Annotated in this window: 17 protein-coding genes; 7 read left to right on the top strand and 10 right to left on the bottom strand. The window is 66.3% G+C overall.

Annotation, left to right across the window (positions count from 1 at the left end; genetic code table 11):
* Positions 1–418: 418 nt before the first annotated feature.
* Positions 419–1,252 (top strand): hypothetical protein, encoded by an 834-nt coding sequence (locus WMF33_RS19180; RefSeq protein ID WP_437338485.1) that lies wholly within the window; start codon positions 419–421, stop codon positions 1,250–1,252.
* Positions 1,253–1,340: 88 nt separating this feature from the next.
* Here the strand turns inward: WMF33_RS19180 and WMF33_RS19175 are convergent, their stop codons facing one another.
* From WMF33_RS19175 to WMF33_RS19150, 6 genes are all read right to left on the bottom strand, one after another.
* Positions 1,341–1,526, bottom strand: coding sequence for a hypothetical protein (locus WMF33_RS19175; RefSeq protein ID WP_437338484.1), 186 nt, complete (start codon positions 1,524–1,526; stop codon positions 1,341–1,343).
* Between the two features lie 34 nt (positions 1,527–1,560).
* Positions 1,561–2,403: a restriction endonuclease gene (locus tag WMF33_RS19170; protein ID WP_437338483.1), complete on the bottom strand. Its 843-nt coding sequence runs from the start codon at positions 2,401–2,403 to the stop codon at positions 1,561–1,563.
* A 604-nt stretch (positions 2,404–3,007) separates the two neighbouring features.
* Positions 3,008–3,847, bottom strand: coding sequence for an FRG domain-containing protein (locus WMF33_RS19165; RefSeq protein ID WP_437338482.1), 840 nt, complete (start codon positions 3,845–3,847; stop codon positions 3,008–3,010).
* A 1,132-nt stretch (positions 3,848–4,979) separates the two neighbouring features.
* A complete protein-coding gene (locus WMF33_RS19160) occupies positions 4,980–5,498 on the bottom strand; it encodes an RNA polymerase sigma factor (RefSeq protein ID WP_437338481.1) in 519 nt (172 codons plus the stop codon).
* An 85-nt stretch (positions 5,499–5,583) separates the two neighbouring features.
* Positions 5,584–6,489 (bottom strand): helix-turn-helix transcriptional regulator, encoded by a 906-nt coding sequence (locus WMF33_RS19155; RefSeq protein WP_437338480.1) that lies wholly within the window; start codon positions 6,487–6,489, stop codon positions 5,584–5,586.
* A gap of 117 nt (positions 6,490–6,606) precedes the next feature.
* Positions 6,607–7,674, bottom strand: coding sequence for an RNA polymerase sigma factor (locus WMF33_RS19150; protein ID WP_437338479.1), 1,068 nt, complete (start codon positions 7,672–7,674; stop codon positions 6,607–6,609).
* A 237-nt stretch (positions 7,675–7,911) separates the two neighbouring features.
* Between WMF33_RS19150 and WMF33_RS19145 the strand changes: the two genes are divergently transcribed.
* The 4 genes from WMF33_RS19145 (at position 7,912) to istB (ending at position 13,132) form a co-directional block, all read left to right on the top strand.
* Positions 7,912–9,015 carry a PEGA domain-containing protein gene (locus tag WMF33_RS19145; RefSeq protein WP_437338478.1) on the top strand — a complete coding sequence of 368 codons (1,104 nt, stop codon included), beginning with the start codon at positions 7,912–7,914 and terminating at the stop codon, positions 9,013–9,015.
* A 221-nt stretch (positions 9,016–9,236) separates the two neighbouring features.
* Positions 9,237–10,670, top strand: a complete 1,434-nt coding sequence (locus WMF33_RS19140) for a hypothetical protein (protein WP_437338477.1) — start codon at positions 9,237–9,239, stop codon at positions 10,668–10,670.
* 37 nt (positions 10,671–10,707) lie between these two features.
* Positions 10,708–12,264, top strand: coding sequence for a hypothetical protein (locus tag WMF33_RS19135; protein ID WP_437338476.1), 1,557 nt, complete (start codon positions 10,708–10,710; stop codon positions 12,262–12,264).
* A gap of 244 nt (positions 12,265–12,508) precedes the next feature.
* The gene (gene istB / locus WMF33_RS19130) at positions 12,509–13,132 is read left to right on the top strand and encodes an IS21-like element helper ATPase IstB (RefSeq protein WP_437338475.1); all 624 of its coding nucleotides are present in this window, start codon (positions 12,509–12,511) and stop codon (positions 13,130–13,132) included.
* 81 nt (positions 13,133–13,213) lie between these two features.
* Here the strand turns inward: istB and WMF33_RS19125 are convergent, their stop codons facing one another.
* Complete coding sequence (locus tag WMF33_RS19125; RefSeq protein ID WP_437338474.1) at positions 13,214–13,453, bottom strand: hypothetical protein; 240 nt, start codon at positions 13,451–13,453, stop codon at positions 13,214–13,216.
* A gap of 6 nt (positions 13,454–13,459) precedes the next feature.
* Between WMF33_RS19125 and WMF33_RS19120 the strand changes: the two genes are divergently transcribed.
* Positions 13,460–13,855 (top strand): hypothetical protein, encoded by a 396-nt coding sequence (locus WMF33_RS19120; RefSeq protein ID WP_437338473.1) that lies wholly within the window; start codon positions 13,460–13,462, stop codon positions 13,853–13,855.
* A 60-nt stretch (positions 13,856–13,915) separates the two neighbouring features.
* Here WMF33_RS19120 and WMF33_RS19115 read toward each other — a convergent pair whose 3' ends face one another.
* From WMF33_RS19115 to WMF33_RS19105, 3 genes are all read right to left on the bottom strand, one after another.
* Positions 13,916–14,038 carry a hypothetical protein gene (locus tag WMF33_RS19115; RefSeq protein ID WP_437338472.1) on the bottom strand — a complete coding sequence of 41 codons (123 nt, stop codon included), beginning with the start codon at positions 14,036–14,038 and terminating at the stop codon, positions 13,916–13,918.
* A gap of 109 nt (positions 14,039–14,147) precedes the next feature.
* Entirely contained in the window at positions 14,148–14,519 is a 372-nt protein-coding gene (locus WMF33_RS19110; protein ID WP_437338471.1) for a hypothetical protein, read from the bottom strand.
* Positions 14,516–15,013: an RNA polymerase sigma factor gene (locus WMF33_RS19105; RefSeq protein ID WP_437338470.1), complete on the bottom strand. Its 498-nt coding sequence runs from the start codon at positions 15,011–15,013 to the stop codon at positions 14,516–14,518. Before WMF33_RS19105 ends, WMF33_RS19110 begins: the two co-directional genes overlap by 4 nt.
* A 350-nt stretch (positions 15,014–15,363) precedes the next feature.
* Between WMF33_RS19105 and WMF33_RS19100 the strand changes: the two genes are divergently transcribed.
* Positions 15,364–15,636, top strand: coding sequence for a helix-turn-helix domain-containing protein (locus WMF33_RS19100; RefSeq protein ID WP_437338469.1), 273 nt, complete (start codon positions 15,364–15,366; stop codon positions 15,634–15,636).
* Positions 15,637–16,341 lie beyond the last annotated feature (705 nt).

The following is a 16,341-nucleotide window of genomic DNA, read 5'->3' as shown; positions in this document are numbered from 1 at the left end:
TGCACGTCGAGATACTCGCCGAGCTGGAGGAAGCGCTGCAACGCGTTCCTGGTCCAGCTCCGTTGCCGCGCCACGAACCGCTCCCTCGGGTTCCGAGGCCGTTCGTGCAGGCGCCGCCGTTCATGCGGCCGGAGTACAGGCGGCGCAGGTAGCGCTCGCCGATCTGTGATCGTCGTGCGGTCCCTCGTGGCGTGGGGTCACCCATGCCCGAGGGCCGCCGGCATCCAGAACGCCCGGCCGGCGGTTCAGGAACTCAAGCGCCCTGGGATCGCTCCCGCCTGCCGCGAAGCACGCGAGCTCCAGTACAAGGATGGGGCGAGGGGGGCGTGGACGGGAACGGCGGGCTGAACGAGGGAAACGAGCGTCGATAGGAGCCGCAAGGTCATTCACGCCGATCGTACAATCGAGGTTGGTATCTGTGAGTCAATTCGTAGTCTCGCTAAATTTTAATTCGCTTCATCAGGCGTTTAGCGCGCGCACTGGACGCATTCTCGAGCGAGCCGCCTTTCTATTAACGGCGGCGGAGGATGCGACGACAAATCATGGGCTTGTTCCGAACGTCAAAGGGCCGACCCCGGCGGTCAAGTTGACACCTCGGCCGGTGGAGGTGGTGCGGCCCGAAGGAGCGCGATGGATTACCGAATGCGCTATCCGCGACTGTCTTGAGGAAGTTCAAGATTTCCTAGAGGAAGTCAGGAAACTGTGCGCTGCCGTTGGGCTTTCTGAACGGGGAGAGGTCCCCGGCGATATCCTCAACATCGTAGTCTTCGGGCCGTCCCGGAAGTTTGATCGTTTGACACTCCCAGAGAAAATTGCGCGCCTTCGTGCAGACTATGGTGCGGAAATAATCGATCCCCGTGTCGACCATATACTTACACTCAACGTTGCCAGGAATTGCCTGGTTCACCGGGGCGGTGTTGTGACCGTCCAAGATTGTAATGAGGGCGAGGAGCTGGTGGTACGTTGGGCGTCACTAGAACTGCACGCGAGACGGCCCTCGGGTGATGTATTGCCCGTTTCTGAGGGTGAAGTGCTGGAGGCAGGGACACAGATTCTTGCGAAGCACGTCGTCTCCGAGCGGCGCTTTAGTGTCGGCGAGTCGATTGCCTTCACCACGGCGGATCTGTGTGGTATATGGATGATGCTTCACTTTTTTGGAATAGACACGTCTTTGCGGATCGTGAACTATGCCAAATCTAAAGGATTCGTGTTTAAGGATGATGCTCCAGGTGGTGATGCTGGTGGAGGGTAGCCAGAGGCTGGTGTACCTCTGGCAGAGAAGCGTAAGGATCTCGTATCCAATGGGTGTTTGTGTTTGCTCGAACGGCAGGAGTAAGGCATCACGCCTCCCCGATTTCGACCGACCGCCACCACCAGGACCCGGCCCGCCAGGTCGCGGCGAACAGCTCGGCGCTGTCGTAGGCGAACTCCAGCACGAGGCCCGGCGCGACGAGCAGGGAGAAGGTTTCGTCCTCCTCGGCGAGAACAGCTTCAGCGATGGCGGCGAGCTCGTCAGGGTCGATCATGCCCGAGGTATCGACCGGAGGAGTTAGCCTCGTGTCATGAACTACTAGCCGTCGAGGAATAGCTTTGATCGAGAAACTGTACATCCCCCTTGAGAACGTCACGAAAACAATATGCGACCATGTGGTCCAGATTGAACTCGACGATCTCTCGGTTTTCTCTCACCTGGACCTCGGCCGTGAGTGCGACAACTCGCAGCTGGGGCAGTAAGCATCCGCGTGCTTCCACCATGACTCCCTCTTCGAAATCATGCCGTACCGGAGTCCAGTCACAGGTGCCTTCTGGAATGTATTTGTTCATTATGGTTTGGAGATCGCACTTGCGTCCGGATTCATAAGTGGCCTCGTGGAGGGCGGGAAGGACTGTTGTGCTGATGTTGAGCTTGTCGATCCCACGCTGCGCGATCTCTTTGCGAATCCAGTTCTCATCAAACACGAGTTTAGCGTTCCTGAATGTTGGAACCCGGAGCTGTAGCTCTCCTTCTATCGTTCGAATGAGGCCGTCCCAGTCGTCCTCTCGTGGCTCCCGCAGTTCGTAGAGTTGGATGCCATGGTGGGTGGCGACGCTACGGGCACCTTCTTGGAATCCTGAACGAGACACCATGATACCCCTGGGCTGGCCGGGAATGTCCTGAAGTACCGAGTTGAACGCCAGTACCTGCTCTTGCTTGACTGGGTTGGACCAGTCCTTGCACTGCACAATCGTTAGGTATTTCACTGGTCCTAGTTCGAAGTTGAACGCAACGTCGATCTGGTGGTTGGTCGCTCTGCCCTGGAGTATGATGTCACGTTTGACCTGTGCACATACACCGGTCTGGGCAAGGAGACGGGAAAAGACTTGCTCGGTGAGAGCTTCGTACTTCTTGCCGGTGTTGGTCAAGTACCCTCCTCCCTGGCTGCCCTGATGATGACATACGGCGGCTGATGTGCTCGAAGCGATCGACCGGATGACTATCTTATTGAGCGTGCCACTCTAGACGAGCGAGCGCCGGCGGTATGGGACGCCCGCCACCTTGCGCTGACGTCCGGGAGGCGTTGTCCTGGCTCTTGTTGCCGCTCCAGCTACCCCCATGGCCGTCTTCCTCTCCGAGGCCAGCCGAGATACCGTCCCGTGTCAAGACGGGGCATGCGCTCGGCAGGGGGCTGCCGGCACGGAAACCGGCCGGCAGGGCAAGAACGCCGCCCGCCACCGGGACGCCCACGCAGCCGTGGCTCCTCGCTCGGTGCCGGGGTGCGCCCGCACAGCACGCAGACTCGGACCCGGGATCCGCCCCGCCGGCCTGGTGCCGATCGTGGAGCTCCGTCTCTGCGAGGCCATCCCTCTGCGAGGCAAGCCGAGCCTCAGCCCCCGGCAGGGGGGCGCCCGGCCGGCCCATGCTCCCGGCGAGCGGCCTCAGGGCTGTTCCGTTATGGGCGTACGTGGTCTCTTGGGGCCAGCCTGCCGCAGGCATGCGAGGCATGGTGCGATGTGTAGTCGGTGTAGGTTATGCGCCGATGTGGTGGATGGCTCCGAGGTACACGTGACTGTCTTTGGGTACGTGAGTCAGAAGCTTGCGAGCGCCATGGTCGTAGTGGGGAGGTGGGAACAGAGAATGAACGCTCAGGAGATCGCCTGAGCCAAGCCATCGCAATGCCTCATCAAGTTGAATGCGAATCCAGCCGACGACGAGCGGCATGAGATCGATGTCATCGATTCGGTCTAGTGGTATTCGGCGAACCAGGAGGCCGTGCTGTGCGTGCGGTCGAAGATATAGAGACGGTGCTGCCGTTCGCAGGTCGATTAACTCGATATCTGTGCCCCGGTAGAGTCCTGGCTTGTCATGTGCCTCGACAAGTTTGCCTGGTTGGATGAGGGCGATGTGCGCGTATGTGCTTGCGGTTGGGCGTCTACGCTCGAAATGAAGGTACTCGCCACGCCTTCCGTACGACAGGGCAGTGTGGCATGAGAACCAGAGGGCGACCCATATATTGTCGACCACGTCGAGCCAGTTTGTTCGAATGCCGTAGTGTTGCAGCAGTGCGTCGTATGCGTATTCCGGCGTGCTTGTTATGAATGCTTTTTTGGATACGGCGTTCCGTAGTTCGCGAAAATGATTAAATCGCTTCTGGGCCCTACTTATTGTCGTGCAACCGCGATACAGGCTTGGTGCCATCGTGGGGAACTTGTCTAGCTGACCACGGAAGTACACGGGACCGTTATGAGCTAGCGCATGCTTGAGATACCCGGCGGCCTGGATCAGTGTGTGCTGACTGGTGACATCGAGTACTTCAAGTTTCGAGTCCCAAGAGCCGCCGGGTGTCTTCAGCTTACTTAGTATTGACATTGGAGCGCATCTCGGCTGTCCGTGTGATATGCTTGGCGTAGCGAGGCAGTGGTTGCCCAGTCACGATCGGCAAGTGCAGAGGCCGACCCATCGGTCTAGTATGCCATAAACCTTAACGGCTGATATCCGTGCAGGCAGCCTAGGGGTCTCTCTGGTCCTCGCTGCCGCTCCAGCTACCCCTATAGCCGCCATCCCCTGCAAGGCCAGCGGAACTGCCTTCCCGTGTCAAGACGGGGCATGCGCTCGGCAGGGGGCCGCGACCAGGGTACAGCGCCCGGCCGGCAGGGCAGAGCGCACCGGCTGCCTACATCCCCGCACAGCAGCGTCCGCTAGTTCGTCGGTTCCGGGCTGCGCCAGTACGGACCCGGGATCCGCCCCGTCGGCCCGGTGCCGCTCGTGGAACTCCGTGGAGCCCCGTACCCTGGCGTCACCCGCCGCGCCCGATCCCGGTGGTCCCGCCTACACCGGACCCGCCCCAACTCCAGCGTAGCCGAAATTTGTCAGGTCACACGCAGGTCACACAAAAGCAAGAAGACACGGCTCTCGCCGTGTCTTCTGAGTGGAGGCGCCGGGAATCGAACCCGGTGCCAGGTGCACGGTCGCGGGCGTTACGATGGCCTGCCGCGACGCCCGGGGTAAGCCTCCGCAGTGCTCGGGCGACCCAGCGCCACCGCCTGCTGCCCCGCTCGCCGCCCTCGCGGAGACACTCACCCGCGCCGTCGCGATCGGGGACGAGATGGCTTCCGGGGTCGATCACGAGGCGGCCGGTCAGCTGCTCGGCCTTCCACCCGCATCCGGCGATGGGGGCGAGCCCGCACCGACGGTCAACCTGGTCCGGGAGCAGCGCTGGCTTGGAGGCACATACGCAAGGACAATCAGACAGGCGAACGTGAGCTGGGCGGCTTTGACCCAGATTTAGCCCGCAACATCATCACGATGGGACCGTGGGACCCGCAGCATCTTCAGCCAGCGCAGCACGGCACGAACCAGCGTCGGACAAAACAACCGCGCATGCGCCACGGCGCGCTCGCCTCATTCGGCAGGTGACACATGGATCTACCTCCTAGCGATCAGCGGCCCCCCCGCAGATGTCCGTGCCCGGGTGTAGATATCACCCGTCGGGGTTCCTCGGTCAGAACGCTGACATGCTCGCCAGCATGCTTCTGATGGCGAGCGGCGTCGCAGCGTTCCTCGAGCGGAGCGTCCTTCGCAACTGCTCTCTGCCGCGCTCCAAGCGACCCTGTATCGTGTTGGGGTTCTGGCCAAGCCTGGCTGCGATCTCCTCGGCAGTGTACCCCAAAGCGGAGTCGGCCAAGACCTCGCGCACCTCTGGCTTGAGCCGTTCCATGCAACGAAGGCTAAGCCGCGCCTCCACCTGCCCGAACGGCGGCGGCGCGTATTCGTCGATCGCCGGATGCGTGTACGCGTCGCGGCCTTTCTCCCACTTTTGCTCACGCTCTCTGTAGTGCGTTATATGGTGCCACGTGACCACAAACAGCCACCGTCGAACGGCCTGTCTCACAGAGAGGTGCTCGCTCGCATGGAACCCTCCTACCTCGACCGTGTGCCATGCGGAGAGGAGGATCTCCTGCATAACGTCCTGATGGTCGCACTCTGGAATCTGGAGTCGGCACAGATTGTCCTTGATCATGTGGCTATATCGAACGATCTCGCCAATGGACACGCGCACCCCGAACCGCATGCCCGTTCTGACTGGACGCGGGCCACCGTGGCGTTCATCCATCGCTCCCTACCCCGGGCAACGTCGAGCTCAGCGAAGAGCGCTCTACGTCCTCCCAACCGGCCCCGTTCGCACGAGTGCGCTCACGATCGTCGTGCTGCACCGGGAAGCTCGTCAGCGTGGCAGCGCGAAGCGCGAGCTCGGCCCCCTCGCCGGCGCGAGCAGGGAGCGGCAACCGCAGTCGCGGTAGTGGAGGCGGCGGGAGCTTCGCCCGGGGGCTCCGGGCGACGGGATCAGGCGACGGCACCACGGGTGGAGGTACATCGAGCGCCCGAGGGGGCATCGCGGGCGGACGCGCCGGCACAGAGCTCGACGCTGGCGACGACGCCGTGCGCGCCGAGCTCTCGCGCCTGGTGACCGGCTCGTCGAGCTTGATCACCACCGTGTCCTCCGCGTCGCTGCGGTAGTCCTCGTGCACACGCCACAGGCGCTCCCAGTACCGAGCAGGCGTTCCCGTGAAGACCTCCAGCTGCCGCGCGAGGCCGGGCGTGATGGGGAGGTCGCTGTTCAGCAGCCGCTCCACGTCCCTTGGTGCGAGCCCCGTGTTCTCGGCCAGCTTTCTCTGCCACGCGGGGATTGTCGCACAGAACGCTTCCAGGACCCTGCCAGGCCACGGGACGGGGCGTGCTCGGACGCCCGTCATCGCTGCGATCAGCGCATCGACGTGGCAGTCCAGCAGGCGCTTGTGTCGCCCCAGCTCCTGCTCGGCCTTTTCCTTCGCATCGATGAGGGCGGACTCGTCTTCCTCGTGGCTCCGCTCGCCAGCCTCGCGCAGCCCGCGTTCGCGGCCCAGCGCTTCACGCGCAGTGACCGCGAAGCCGATGGCAACACAGGCCATCATCGCGAGACCGATCGGCGAGATGAGCCACATCGCGCTCAGCATGTCCTCCACCGTATTCATTGTGGTTCGCCTCCTGGACGTGACCGTTCTTGTCTGGACGCAAGGCAGATCTCGGCCTTGTGCTGAAGACAGCACCGGCGTCACCGTCTGCCTAGCTGTCGATCGACAGCCGGTGAGTCAGCGAATCTGCCTGAGTAGCGCTTCGCGCTCCCTGGCAAGCCGCCCTCGAGGGAATTCTCGCGCGTGAGCCTCGAGTAGCTGGCGCGCCTCGACGTCGCCAAGGGCGGTGTGGGTCTCAATGGCCATCCGGGCCTCCTCGATCAGGCTCCGCTCGCGCTGGCTCACGATGGGGCGCACGGCACTCCCGCGCGTCGCGGCCCGAGGGACGGTCGTCCCCGCCGGAGCGGGCGCGCCACCCGCCGTCGCCCCAGTGCGGGCGCTCCCTTGTGCTGTCGACGTCGAGCCCTCGTGCGCGGCGGCGTCCGCACCGGTTCGTGCGGCGCGCACCACGTCGCCCTGTGCGGCGGGCGTCGTGCCAGGCGCGCCCATCGCGGCCGCCTGCGTCCACGATTCCGGGCTGGGCAGGCGCGGCACCCCGGAGAAGAGAGCACCGGTCAGCACGACAAACGCGCCCTGGACGAGGATCCTCAGGCCCAGACGGCGCAGCGAGGCCCTCCAGGACCTGCGACCGTGAAACCCGACGGCGAGCGGCACGCAGGCTTCCCCGTCCCGCCCCTGCGAACGCTCTTGCGCCGTCCACCGTTGCCTCTGCGCCTTCAGCTCCTCTCGCGCCCGTCGGTGTTGCGTCTTCACCGCCTCCACATGGAGCCCGAGCTCGGCGGCGATCTCGACGAGCGGCGTCCCCTCCAGATCGTGCCTGATCAAGAGGTCCCGGTACTTGGGGTCAACCCTGGCGACCAGCTGCCGCGCGCGCGCTTCCCGCTCCCGCAACCGGAGCAAGTCTTCCGGCGTCGGACACGCACCGGGGAATTCGTGCTCGTCGAAGGACGTGAGGACCTCACCCCGGCGGCGCGAGTCTCGGACGTGGTTGCGCGCCTGGTTCAGGGCGATCGTGACATGGTAGGCCAGCGGATCCCGACGCGGCTCGATCCGCTCGTCCGCTTCCAGGCACCGCAGCAGCGCCTCTTGCGCGACGTCCTCCGCATGGCGTGCCGGGACTCCGTGACGCCTCACCAGGCGCCGGAAGAGCTCGAAGCAGCCGGAGAGGCTCGATGGCTTGCCCACACCGGTAGCACACCTGAGCGGCCCCCTCGGGGTCAGCAAAGTGAACGGACCCGATCACTTCAGTGGGAGAGTGTGGCACATTGCGCTACATTTGATCCGTTTTGACCACGTGGCTGCTGGCGTACGGCGTGGACGAACATCTTCCGCCGTCCAGTCGCGCATTCTCGCCTTAACAGCTGTTTCTCGGCGAATATGTGCCGGTTGACGCCGAACGGCCGGCGTAAGTACCGTCCCTGCATGCGACGCGGTCTGCACCTGCTGTTCGCCTTGCTGACGCTTGGCACTTCGACGGGCCTGGTCAATTCGGCTGGCGCGGAAGAACGTTCCCCGACCCTGGGAAGAAGCGACAGGTTGACGGTGCAGAACCACGTTCGCCGTGGTCAGAAAGCTCGCGCTGCGAAGCAGTGGACCGTGGCAGTTGATGCCTACAAGGTGGCGCTCGACGCGGCAACCACGGCGCCCGTCTCTGCGGCAGAGCGCGCGGAGATTGCCGGGGAGCTCGGGCTGTGTGAGTTTGAGCTGCACAACTACCGCGATGCGGCAGAGCACCTGACCCAGAGCCTTGAGCGCCGCGAGGCGCTGCCGGTCCGGCTCCAGCAACGGTTCGAGGCTGGACTAACGAAGGCAGCATTTTATGTGGGAACGCTCCTGATATCCGTCGATCCACCGGATGCCGCGGTGGACATCGATGGTAAGACGATCGACCGGACCGCGCGGACCTACAAGCTGTTCGTCACTCCTGGCCAACACATGGTGCGGGGCCGGGCGCCCGGCCGTACGGAAGCGCTGCACTCATTCACTGCCGTAGCCGGACAGGAGTACAAGATTTCGATGCAGTTGCCACCCGCGGCGGTGAGCAGCCCCAAGGAGAGCGCACTGGCATCGCCGAAGACCGTGATCGCTTCGCCTGCCACCCGCACGCAGAATCCCGGACCGTGGGCTTCCTGGCCAGGCACGCTGCGCATCACGGGGATCGCCGTCGCGACCGCGGGTGTGTCGGTGGGCACCATCCTCATAATTCATGCGGATAAGCTCAATGACGACCTGAGCGCCCGGCGTGACCGGCTATTGAGCGAGCCCGCCTCAGGCTCGTCGATGTGCTGGCAAGCGCCTCAGAACTCGCCGTGTGGCGAGCTGCGGCGCCTACGCGACGCGCGCAACCTGTCCGGGCGCACGGGTGTGGCCACGGTCATCGCAGGTGGTGTGATCGGTGCGGTGACCGCCGCGTCCTTCTTCACGGACTTCTCCTTCCTGGGGTTCACGCCGGCTCGGGAGCGCGTCCATGTCTCGCCCGTGGCGAACGGGAACGAAATCGGCGCACAAATTGAGGGGATGTGGTGAGCACACCGGGACCCGCGGGGAGGAATTCGCTGGTACGCCGAGGCGCTGTGACGTCGGTCGTCGCTGTCGCAGTCTGCGCATGGGGAGCTAGCACGCTGACAGCTTGCACCTCCTACTCTGATGATTGCTGGGAAATGCTGGCGTGTCCTTCCAATCCGGAACCTCCGCCCGACCCGTGCGAGGGAGAGCCCGGCACGGCGCCAGCGCTCGATCAATGCGGGGTGTTCGTCAGCGAGCAGGGAGACGACCAGAACCCCGGCACGAAAAGTGCGCCGGTCAAGACCTTGGAACACGCTGTCGGGCTCGCCGCTAGCGGACGACGCGGCGGCGAGGCGCCGACCCGGCGCGTGTACGCCTGCGGCGGTACTTTCGAGGAGGCGATCACGCTACCCTCTGGGGTCGACCTCTGGGGCGGGCGTCGGTGCGACGGCGGGGATTGGTCGTATCAGGGGTCATTCGGCGGGCCGGATCACCCCACGATCATCGCTCCGCCGGGGGGGATCCCGCTGCGGGTCCTCGGTGTGGAGGAGACGGCGCTCGCGGGCGACAACGCGACGTCCGTGATCGCCGGCGTGCGCGTCGTGGCGGCGGACGCCTCGGCGCCCGATGGTAAGTCGTCGATCGCGGTGATTCTGAGCACAGGGGCCAGGGCGATCGTGCAGGACAGCGTCATCGTCGCGGGCAACGGCAAGGACGGAGAGTCGGGGAAGGACGCGCACAGCGAACGGGCAACGGACGGCGTGAATGGGAACGACGGCGCGTCCGCCTGCACGGCGGATGTTGTGATGGGCGCCCTCCCGGTCGTGACCGTGTGCGACGATGGCACCGAGTCGATCGGCGGATATGGGGGCGACGGCGGCATTGACGTGGGTGGTGATGGCGCTTCGGGGCAGCCGGAGCTGGCGGAGAATCCGGAAGGCGAAGGCAGTGGAGGAGTCGGCGCGGACCTCACGATGTGCAGCGACGGGAAACCAGGCGCAGACGGCGCCGACGCCGGTCGCGCGGCTGGCGCGGTCGGCGAAGGCCACCTCGGCATCCATGGATGGATCGGCGTCCGGGGCCAGGACGGGCAGCGAGGCGGCACCGGCCAGGCGGGCGGCGGCGGTGGCGGCAGCAAGTCGCGTGGAAACATGGTTGCGTGTCGGGCAGGCCTGCCCCAGGGGGGCGCCGCCGGCGGCTCGGGAGGGAGCGGCGGTTGCGGCGGTCGGGGCGGCTATGGCGGCGGCTATGGCGGTGCGAGCATCGGCATTGTTGAGCTGGACGGCGCGGAGCTGACGATCGGGGGCAGCGACGTGTTCACTGGCAAAGGCGGCCAGGGCGGCGTGGGCGGGAGGGGCCAACCGGGAGGCATTGGGCATAAGGGCGGTCGCGGTGGGCTCGGCTCTGGCGACATGTGGGACGCATGCAGCGGCGGCCGTGGAGGCAACGGTGGTCGCGGAGGCGATGCCGGCGGCGGGCTCGGAGGCGCGTCTGTCGGTATCGCCTACGTCGTGCCCAACTTCGCCATTCGACCCGGGACCACCATTGTTCCCGGACCCGCCGGTAATGGTGGCCTCGCGGGGAACGCCGGCACGGCGGACGAGGTGGGCCAAGGGGCGGACGGTCCGTCGGGGGAGCTCTATCGTTTCGGTGCGGCAAGCGAGCCGCCCCTTTGACTCGCGCTTCGCGAGACGCTGCCAGCGAGGGATGCCGATGCGACTGAACTCCGCGATCCTCTTGGTCTTCCTTCTGCCGCTCGCCGCGGCCGGTTGCGGCACGGCGCCGGGGGTGAACGACCCTGACGGCGCACCGCCGTGTGGCGGTCCATCGACGTGTGCAGGAGATCCGATCCCCGAGTCGGTCTGCCTGGAGCACCTCGCCGCGGGGCGGGCGATGGATGGCTGCGGCGTGTTCGTCAACGATCCGGTTCTCGGCGGTGATGACGCGAACCCCGGCACGAAGGACAGGCCCGTTACTTCCCTGCCGCGCGCCATCGAGCTGGCGCGCACCGGGCGCGGTCGTGTGTTCCTCACCCGCAATGCTTTCGTGGAGCCCACCATGCTGCCTTCCGGGGTGGATATCCATGGAGGCTTCGACTTCTTAGAATGGGAACGGCAGCGGGCGCCTGAAGATCCGGTGTACGCTATGGCCAAGCTCACGGCCCCGGTTGGGCACATCCCGCTGACCCTGGAGCCGGCACGGGCCGGCGACACGGGGGCTGCGGACGGGGTCTCGATCATCGATCACGTGTTCGTCCGCAGCGCAACGCATATCGGGATGCTCGTTCGGTCGGGCGCCGCGGTGGAGATCATCGGAAGCTGGATCGAAGCCGGCTATGGATTGGGGGGCGGCGACGGGGAGAAATGGCCCTGGCCGAATCAGGCAGCGAGGGGTCCTGACGGACAGTATGGGGGAGATGCGTGCTCCGCAGCGACGGTCCCGGGTGGGGCTCGTGCGGTGAACTCCTGCGAGGGAGGAATCCCGAGCATCGGCGGGCGTGGGGGAGACGGGCTTCCCGACGGGGCGAGCGACGGCGAGGACGGGCAACCGAGCTCGCTGTCGCAGCCGACGTACGGACGGGGGGGAGACGGGGACGTGCCAGGCGTCCATTGCGAACGAGGTCAGGCGGCGCTCCACGGCGATCCGGGCGCCGTCGGCGCATCGGGCAAGGGCCGCGGGCGGATCGATGAGACCGGATGGCACGGCGACAGGGCCGGTGACGGAGGCAGGGGGACGCCGGGCCAGGGCGGCGGCGGAGGCGGCGGCCGCAGGGGCGGGCTAGCCGTGTGCGGCGTGGCCTCCAAGGGGGGCGCCGGCGGCGGCTCCGGAGGTGCCGGCGGCTGCGGCGGTCGAGGCGGCCGAGGAGGCGAGAACGGCCAACCGAGCATCGGGATCGTGGCGCTTCACGCCAAGGTGACGGTGCGCGACAGCATCATCACCAGCTACGACGGGGGCCCAGGCGGCGACGGCGGGGAGCCGGAGCACGGCGGCAAAGGCGGCCGAGGCGCGTCAGGGGGCGCCGTGGGGGACGGCACGTGGTCCTGCGGCGGCAGCGACGGCGGCCTCGGAGGCGACGGCGGCTACGGTGGCCCCGGGCGCGGCGGCGACTCCATCGGCATCGCCTACCTCGACGAGGAGCGGCTCACGCTGGAGGGGGTCACCTTCGAGCTGGGGCTGCCGGGCCCAGGCGGCAGGAGTTGGGAATGGTCTGGCGACGTCATCACGGGGGAGGAGGGCATCGCCGTCGAGACGCTTCGCTTCCCTGAGTAGGAGCAGCGCCCATCGCATCCGGTGGCCTCGGCAGAATCCCCCCGGGCACTCCGCTGCCCGATCCGAGGTGGAAACTGGCGCCCAGGAGAGGCCGGCGATGCTGGCGTGGCGGCTGTGAAACGCAGCGATTCGAGCGGTCGCGGTGCGCCCCCGCGATGACCGAGCTCGACTTCGACGGCCGCTTTGCGCTGCTCGTCGACGCCGAGCACATCAAGCCTATGTCCCGGGCCTGCTCGGCGTCAGGATGGGCTCTACCGAACGCGTACAGCACATCGCCCGTGATAACAAGCGGACCGGGCGGCTCTTGCGCGAGGCGAAGCTGCCGATCCCGGGCGCGTGCCTGGAGGACATCGACTACGCGCCGAAGCGGGAGCTCGAGCGGGCCCAGATCCGCCGGCTCTCGTCGGGTCGCTGGATCGTCGACCACGCTAACGTGCTCATCACCGGGATGACCGGCGTGGGCACCAGCTACCTGGGCTGCGCGCTGGCGCATCAGGCGTGCCGCGCTGGCTTCCGCGCGCTCTATCGTCGCGTGCCGCGCCTGCTGGAGGAACTCGCCCTGGCGCACGCCGACGGGACGTACACGAGCCTGCTGGGGCGGCTGGCGAAGATCGACGTGCTCGTGCTCGACGACTGGGGGCTCGCCCCGCTCAAGGACCAGGAGCGCCGCGACTTGCTCGAGGTCTTAGAGGACCGCCACGGCCTGCGGTCGACGGTCACCACCAGCCAGATCTCTGTCGGAAAGTGGCACGATCATCTCGGAGATCCGACAATCGTCGACGCCGTGCTCGACCGCATCGTCCACAACGCGCACCGCATCACGCTGAAGGGCCTCCGCCGCAAGGGCAAGGAGACCACGGAGACCTGAATCCCAGACCCCGGCGGACCAGCGTCGCTTCGCTCTGAGGGCGATCACAATGCGCATCGCGGTGATCACGATGGGTATTGCTCAACGTTGAGCAATGGGCACCGGGTCGCCTTGACGGTCGATCCGGTGCATGAGCCACACCGGCAGCGCCCGCTCGTTCTCTATATCCCACATATCCACCTTTAGCCGCTCAATGTGCACGAGGTGCGCCGCTGGGTGGATCGGCGGCGCGATGCCGGCCGCATCCTCGGCTAGCGATGCGGCGCCCGTGGATGGCACGGGTTCCGGATTGCTCGCCAGGGCGCCCGGCGATATCGTCAACGGCTGATGGAATTTCCGTACGAGATACTCGTCGCCCCCGCCATATTAGCTTTCGGGATCATCCTCGGGTGGGTGAAGAAACGCGCCGCGCTGCGGGCCGCGGCGGCGGAAGCAGCCCGTCGCGCAGCGGAACAAGCTGCCATGGAGCAGCAGCGGTTGAACCATCTCTGTGGACGCTTTGGCCCTGACTTGGGTGCACGCATCCACCGTGGCGAGTTGTGGGTCGGCATGACCGCGGAAATGCTGACGCATTCGAAGGGTTCGCCGGAGGACATCGACGAGAAGGTCCTCAAGACCAAAACGAAGCACGTCTACAAGTACGGCCAGACGGGCATCAACCGGTACGCGCTCAGGGTCACACTCGACAACGGCGTTGTGACCGGGTGGGACGACAAGACGTAAGGCGCCCAGAGAAGCTCACCTCACGCCCCGTCGGCCACCACGACCGGCCGTCGTGACGCTCTACCCACCCAGCCGCCGTTCGCGGTCAACCTGGACCGTCGAGCCGACGGCGGGCGCGTCGGGGAGCTCCACGAGCTTCGACAGGGTGTGCCCGCCGTTCTCCAGGATGAGCCGCACGCGCATGGGCGGACGGTACCACGCGCGCCGCGCTGCCCGCTGACGCTCGCGACACAGCCCGGTCGGCCTGTGGCCGACCGGGCCTTTTTATGGCGGGAGCCGCCGGTCTGCCGATCTACCCGCCGCCCTCGGCCATCTGCGCCATGACGGCGATCTCGCGCAGGACCTCGCCCGGCGCGCGGCCCTCGATGCGGGCGATGGCCTCGACGGCGCTCTCCAGGCGATGGTCGCTGAACTGCGGCCCCTCCACGTAGCGGTCGTGGTAGCTCGGCTGGTTACGCCCGTCCGGCCCGATGGGCGGGAACCACAGCATGGCGACGTACCATGGCCGGACGGGTATGACGACGTGGAACGCGCGGTAGCCGCGCGCGCTCAAGTAGCGCTCGATGTCGGCGGGCGAGACGCAGCGCGTGACAGGTCGGGCTGGGAGCGTGAGGCTCACGCGACGCTTTGGGTCGCGGAACTTCATCGGCACATAGAAGCTCATCGGAGCCCCCTCAGGCGCAGGGCGAGCGCTTCGCGGGCGATCCTGAGCCGCGACGCCGCTGTGCCCGGCTTCATGCCACGCCGCCGGGCGTACGCGACGAGGCTCTCCGGGTCGTCCACGGAGAGCAGCGCCTCGCGTTGCCAGTCCGGCAGGTCTTCCAGCGCCTCCAGGACCTCGCGCGCCTCGATCTGGGCGTGGAGGTCGATGCCGACGGGCTCGCGGAGCCTGCCGAGAGGCTGCGCATGAAGCACGGCCCGCCGCACCCAAGCGCTGCCGAGGTAGTGCCCCGTCTTGCGCCACGCGATGCCGTAGAGCCACGCGCGGAGCGCCTTGCGGGCGTCCTGCGCGGAGTCGGGCCGGTACATGCCGCGCTTCACCGAGCGCCAGGCGCCGAGCAGGATGTCCTGCGCAACGTCGTCGCGGTCGCGCTGCGGTACGCCGCTCGAGATGAGCACGGCGACGATGACGCCGCGCTCGGCGAGGATCGCCTGCATCGTCGGCTTCTTCCTGGCGTGTCGTGCGGCAGGCCGCTCACGCTCGGCACGCGTGCTGCGGCGGGTTTCGGCGCTGGACCGCCGTGCTCGGCGGTGCGGGAAGCGATCGGACGGATGGGGGGAGCTGTCGATGGACGGATCGATCTGTTGGCCCTCTTCGGGCCTTGGGCGTAGCTTCGCCATGTCGGACCTCGTTCCGCGGGGTTCCGGCCACGCTCCCCGGTCGGTTGGCGCCGACGCGGGGAGCACTTTTTGTGGTGCGTACAGGGTATGGCCGGCGATCGCGCGCCGTCAAGAAGTATAGCTAGCAGCACGTTTTTCTGTGGACGCGGGACGGCTACGTCCGTCGTGTGGAACCCCTGGCTCTCGACACGCTGCTCCTCTACATCGCGGCCAACATCCGACGGCATCGCCAAAAGCAAGTCATGACGCAAGAAGCACTAGCCGAGCGCTCTGGGGTCGACTTGCGTTATCTTCAACAGATAGAGAGCGGAAAGAAGAAGATGAGTCTCGACGCTCTCTTGGCCATCGCCAATGGTCTTGAAGTCGCTCCAGCAAACCTTCTTCGCCCTGCCACGATGCCAGAAGTAAAGCGCGGTCGTCCGCGGAAGGCGCCGAAGTGACAGGCGCCTCCCCTTCACGGTCCTTGCTGGTACCTCGAGCTTCGCTCTCCGCTGCGAACCGGGATAGCCGTGCAACGGCGGCGCCGAAGATGCACGACTGCCCGAGATGACGCGGGCTCTCTTCTCGTTGCGGTGAGCTCAGCGAGCAGTGCCGCCGCGCTCCCGTCTGGCCGGTACGTACGTGCCTTTCGTCAGACCACGTCGCCGTCGACGCAGGACTGAGCGCCCACCTCATGCGGCGCCGCCAGCGACCGCAGCCGATGCCTCGGAGGCGCCGGGCGAAGCGGTCGCTCCATGGCCTTCAGCGCGCGCCAGGCCGCCAAGGTCCACGGCACCTCGCGGCGGAGCGCCTCGCACGCGGCGCGGTAGCGGCGCTCGCGCTCCTCGACGTCCCGTACCCCGGGGCCGGCGACCCATCGGACCAGGTAGTACGGCGCGCCGAGGGCATCGAGAGTGCCTCCCCAGGTGTCGCCAAGCGCAGCAATCCGCCGGTAATCGCTCCTGAGGGAGCGGCTGAGCGGTGCCCGTACGCGCGGATCCGACCGTACCCAGGCGACCGCCACAGAGTACATTTTGTCTCGACGGCTGGGCATAAGCAGAGCCAAGTATAGCACAGCGGTTTTCTTCGGGAAGCAGCCGCGGACCAGAACGTGTACTCCACGGTAGAGTACACGTCCCGTGGAGTACAAAACGCGGGAGGCCTCC

It is taken from the genome of Sorangium sp. So ce394, from assembly GCF_051474665.1.
GTDB lineage: Bacteria > Myxococcota_A > Polyangia > Polyangiales > Polyangiaceae > Sorangium > Sorangium cellulosum_D.
Note: the sequence above shows the minus strand (reverse complement) of the source record. Positions and strands in the feature narration are given on the sequence as shown.

Excerpts from the sequence above, each read along its gene's own strand:
- WMF33_RS19175 (WP_437338484.1), bottom strand. The coding sequence starts at position 1,526 with ATGATCGACCCTGACGAGCTCGCCGCCATCGCTGAAGCTGTTCTCGCC.
- WMF33_RS19165 (WP_437338482.1), bottom strand. The coding sequence starts at position 3,847 with ATGTCAATACTAAGTAAGCTGAAGACACCCGGCGGCTCTTGGGACTCG.
- WMF33_RS19160 (WP_437338481.1), bottom strand. The coding sequence starts at position 5,498 with ATGATCAAGGACAATCTGTGCCGACTCCAGATTCCAGAGTGCGACCAT.
- WMF33_RS19155 (WP_437338480.1), bottom strand. The coding sequence starts at position 6,489 with ATGAATACGGTGGAGGACATGCTGAGCGCGATGTGGCTCATCTCGCCG.
- WMF33_RS19145 (WP_437338478.1), top strand. The coding sequence starts at position 7,912 with ATGCGACGCGGTCTGCACCTGCTGTTCGCCTTGCTGACGCTTGGCACT.
- WMF33_RS19135 (WP_437338476.1), top strand. The coding sequence starts at position 10,708 with ATGCGACTGAACTCCGCGATCCTCTTGGTCTTCCTTCTGCCGCTCGCC.
- istB (WP_437338475.1), top strand. The coding sequence starts at position 12,509 with ATGGGCTCTACCGAACGCGTACAGCACATCGCCCGTGATAACAAGCGG.
- WMF33_RS19120 (WP_437338473.1), top strand. The coding sequence starts at position 13,460 with ATGGAATTTCCGTACGAGATACTCGTCGCCCCCGCCATATTAGCTTTC.
- WMF33_RS19115 (WP_437338472.1), bottom strand. The coding sequence starts at position 14,038 with ATGCGCGTGCGGCTCATCCTGGAGAACGGCGGGCACACCCTGTCGAAG.
- WMF33_RS19110 (WP_437338471.1), bottom strand. The coding sequence starts at position 14,519 with ATGAGCTTCTATGTGCCGATGAAGTTCCGCGACCCAAAGCGTCGCGTG.
- WMF33_RS19105 (WP_437338470.1), bottom strand. The coding sequence starts at position 15,013 with ATGCAGGCGATCCTCGCCGAGCGCGGCGTCATCGTCGCCGTGCTCATC.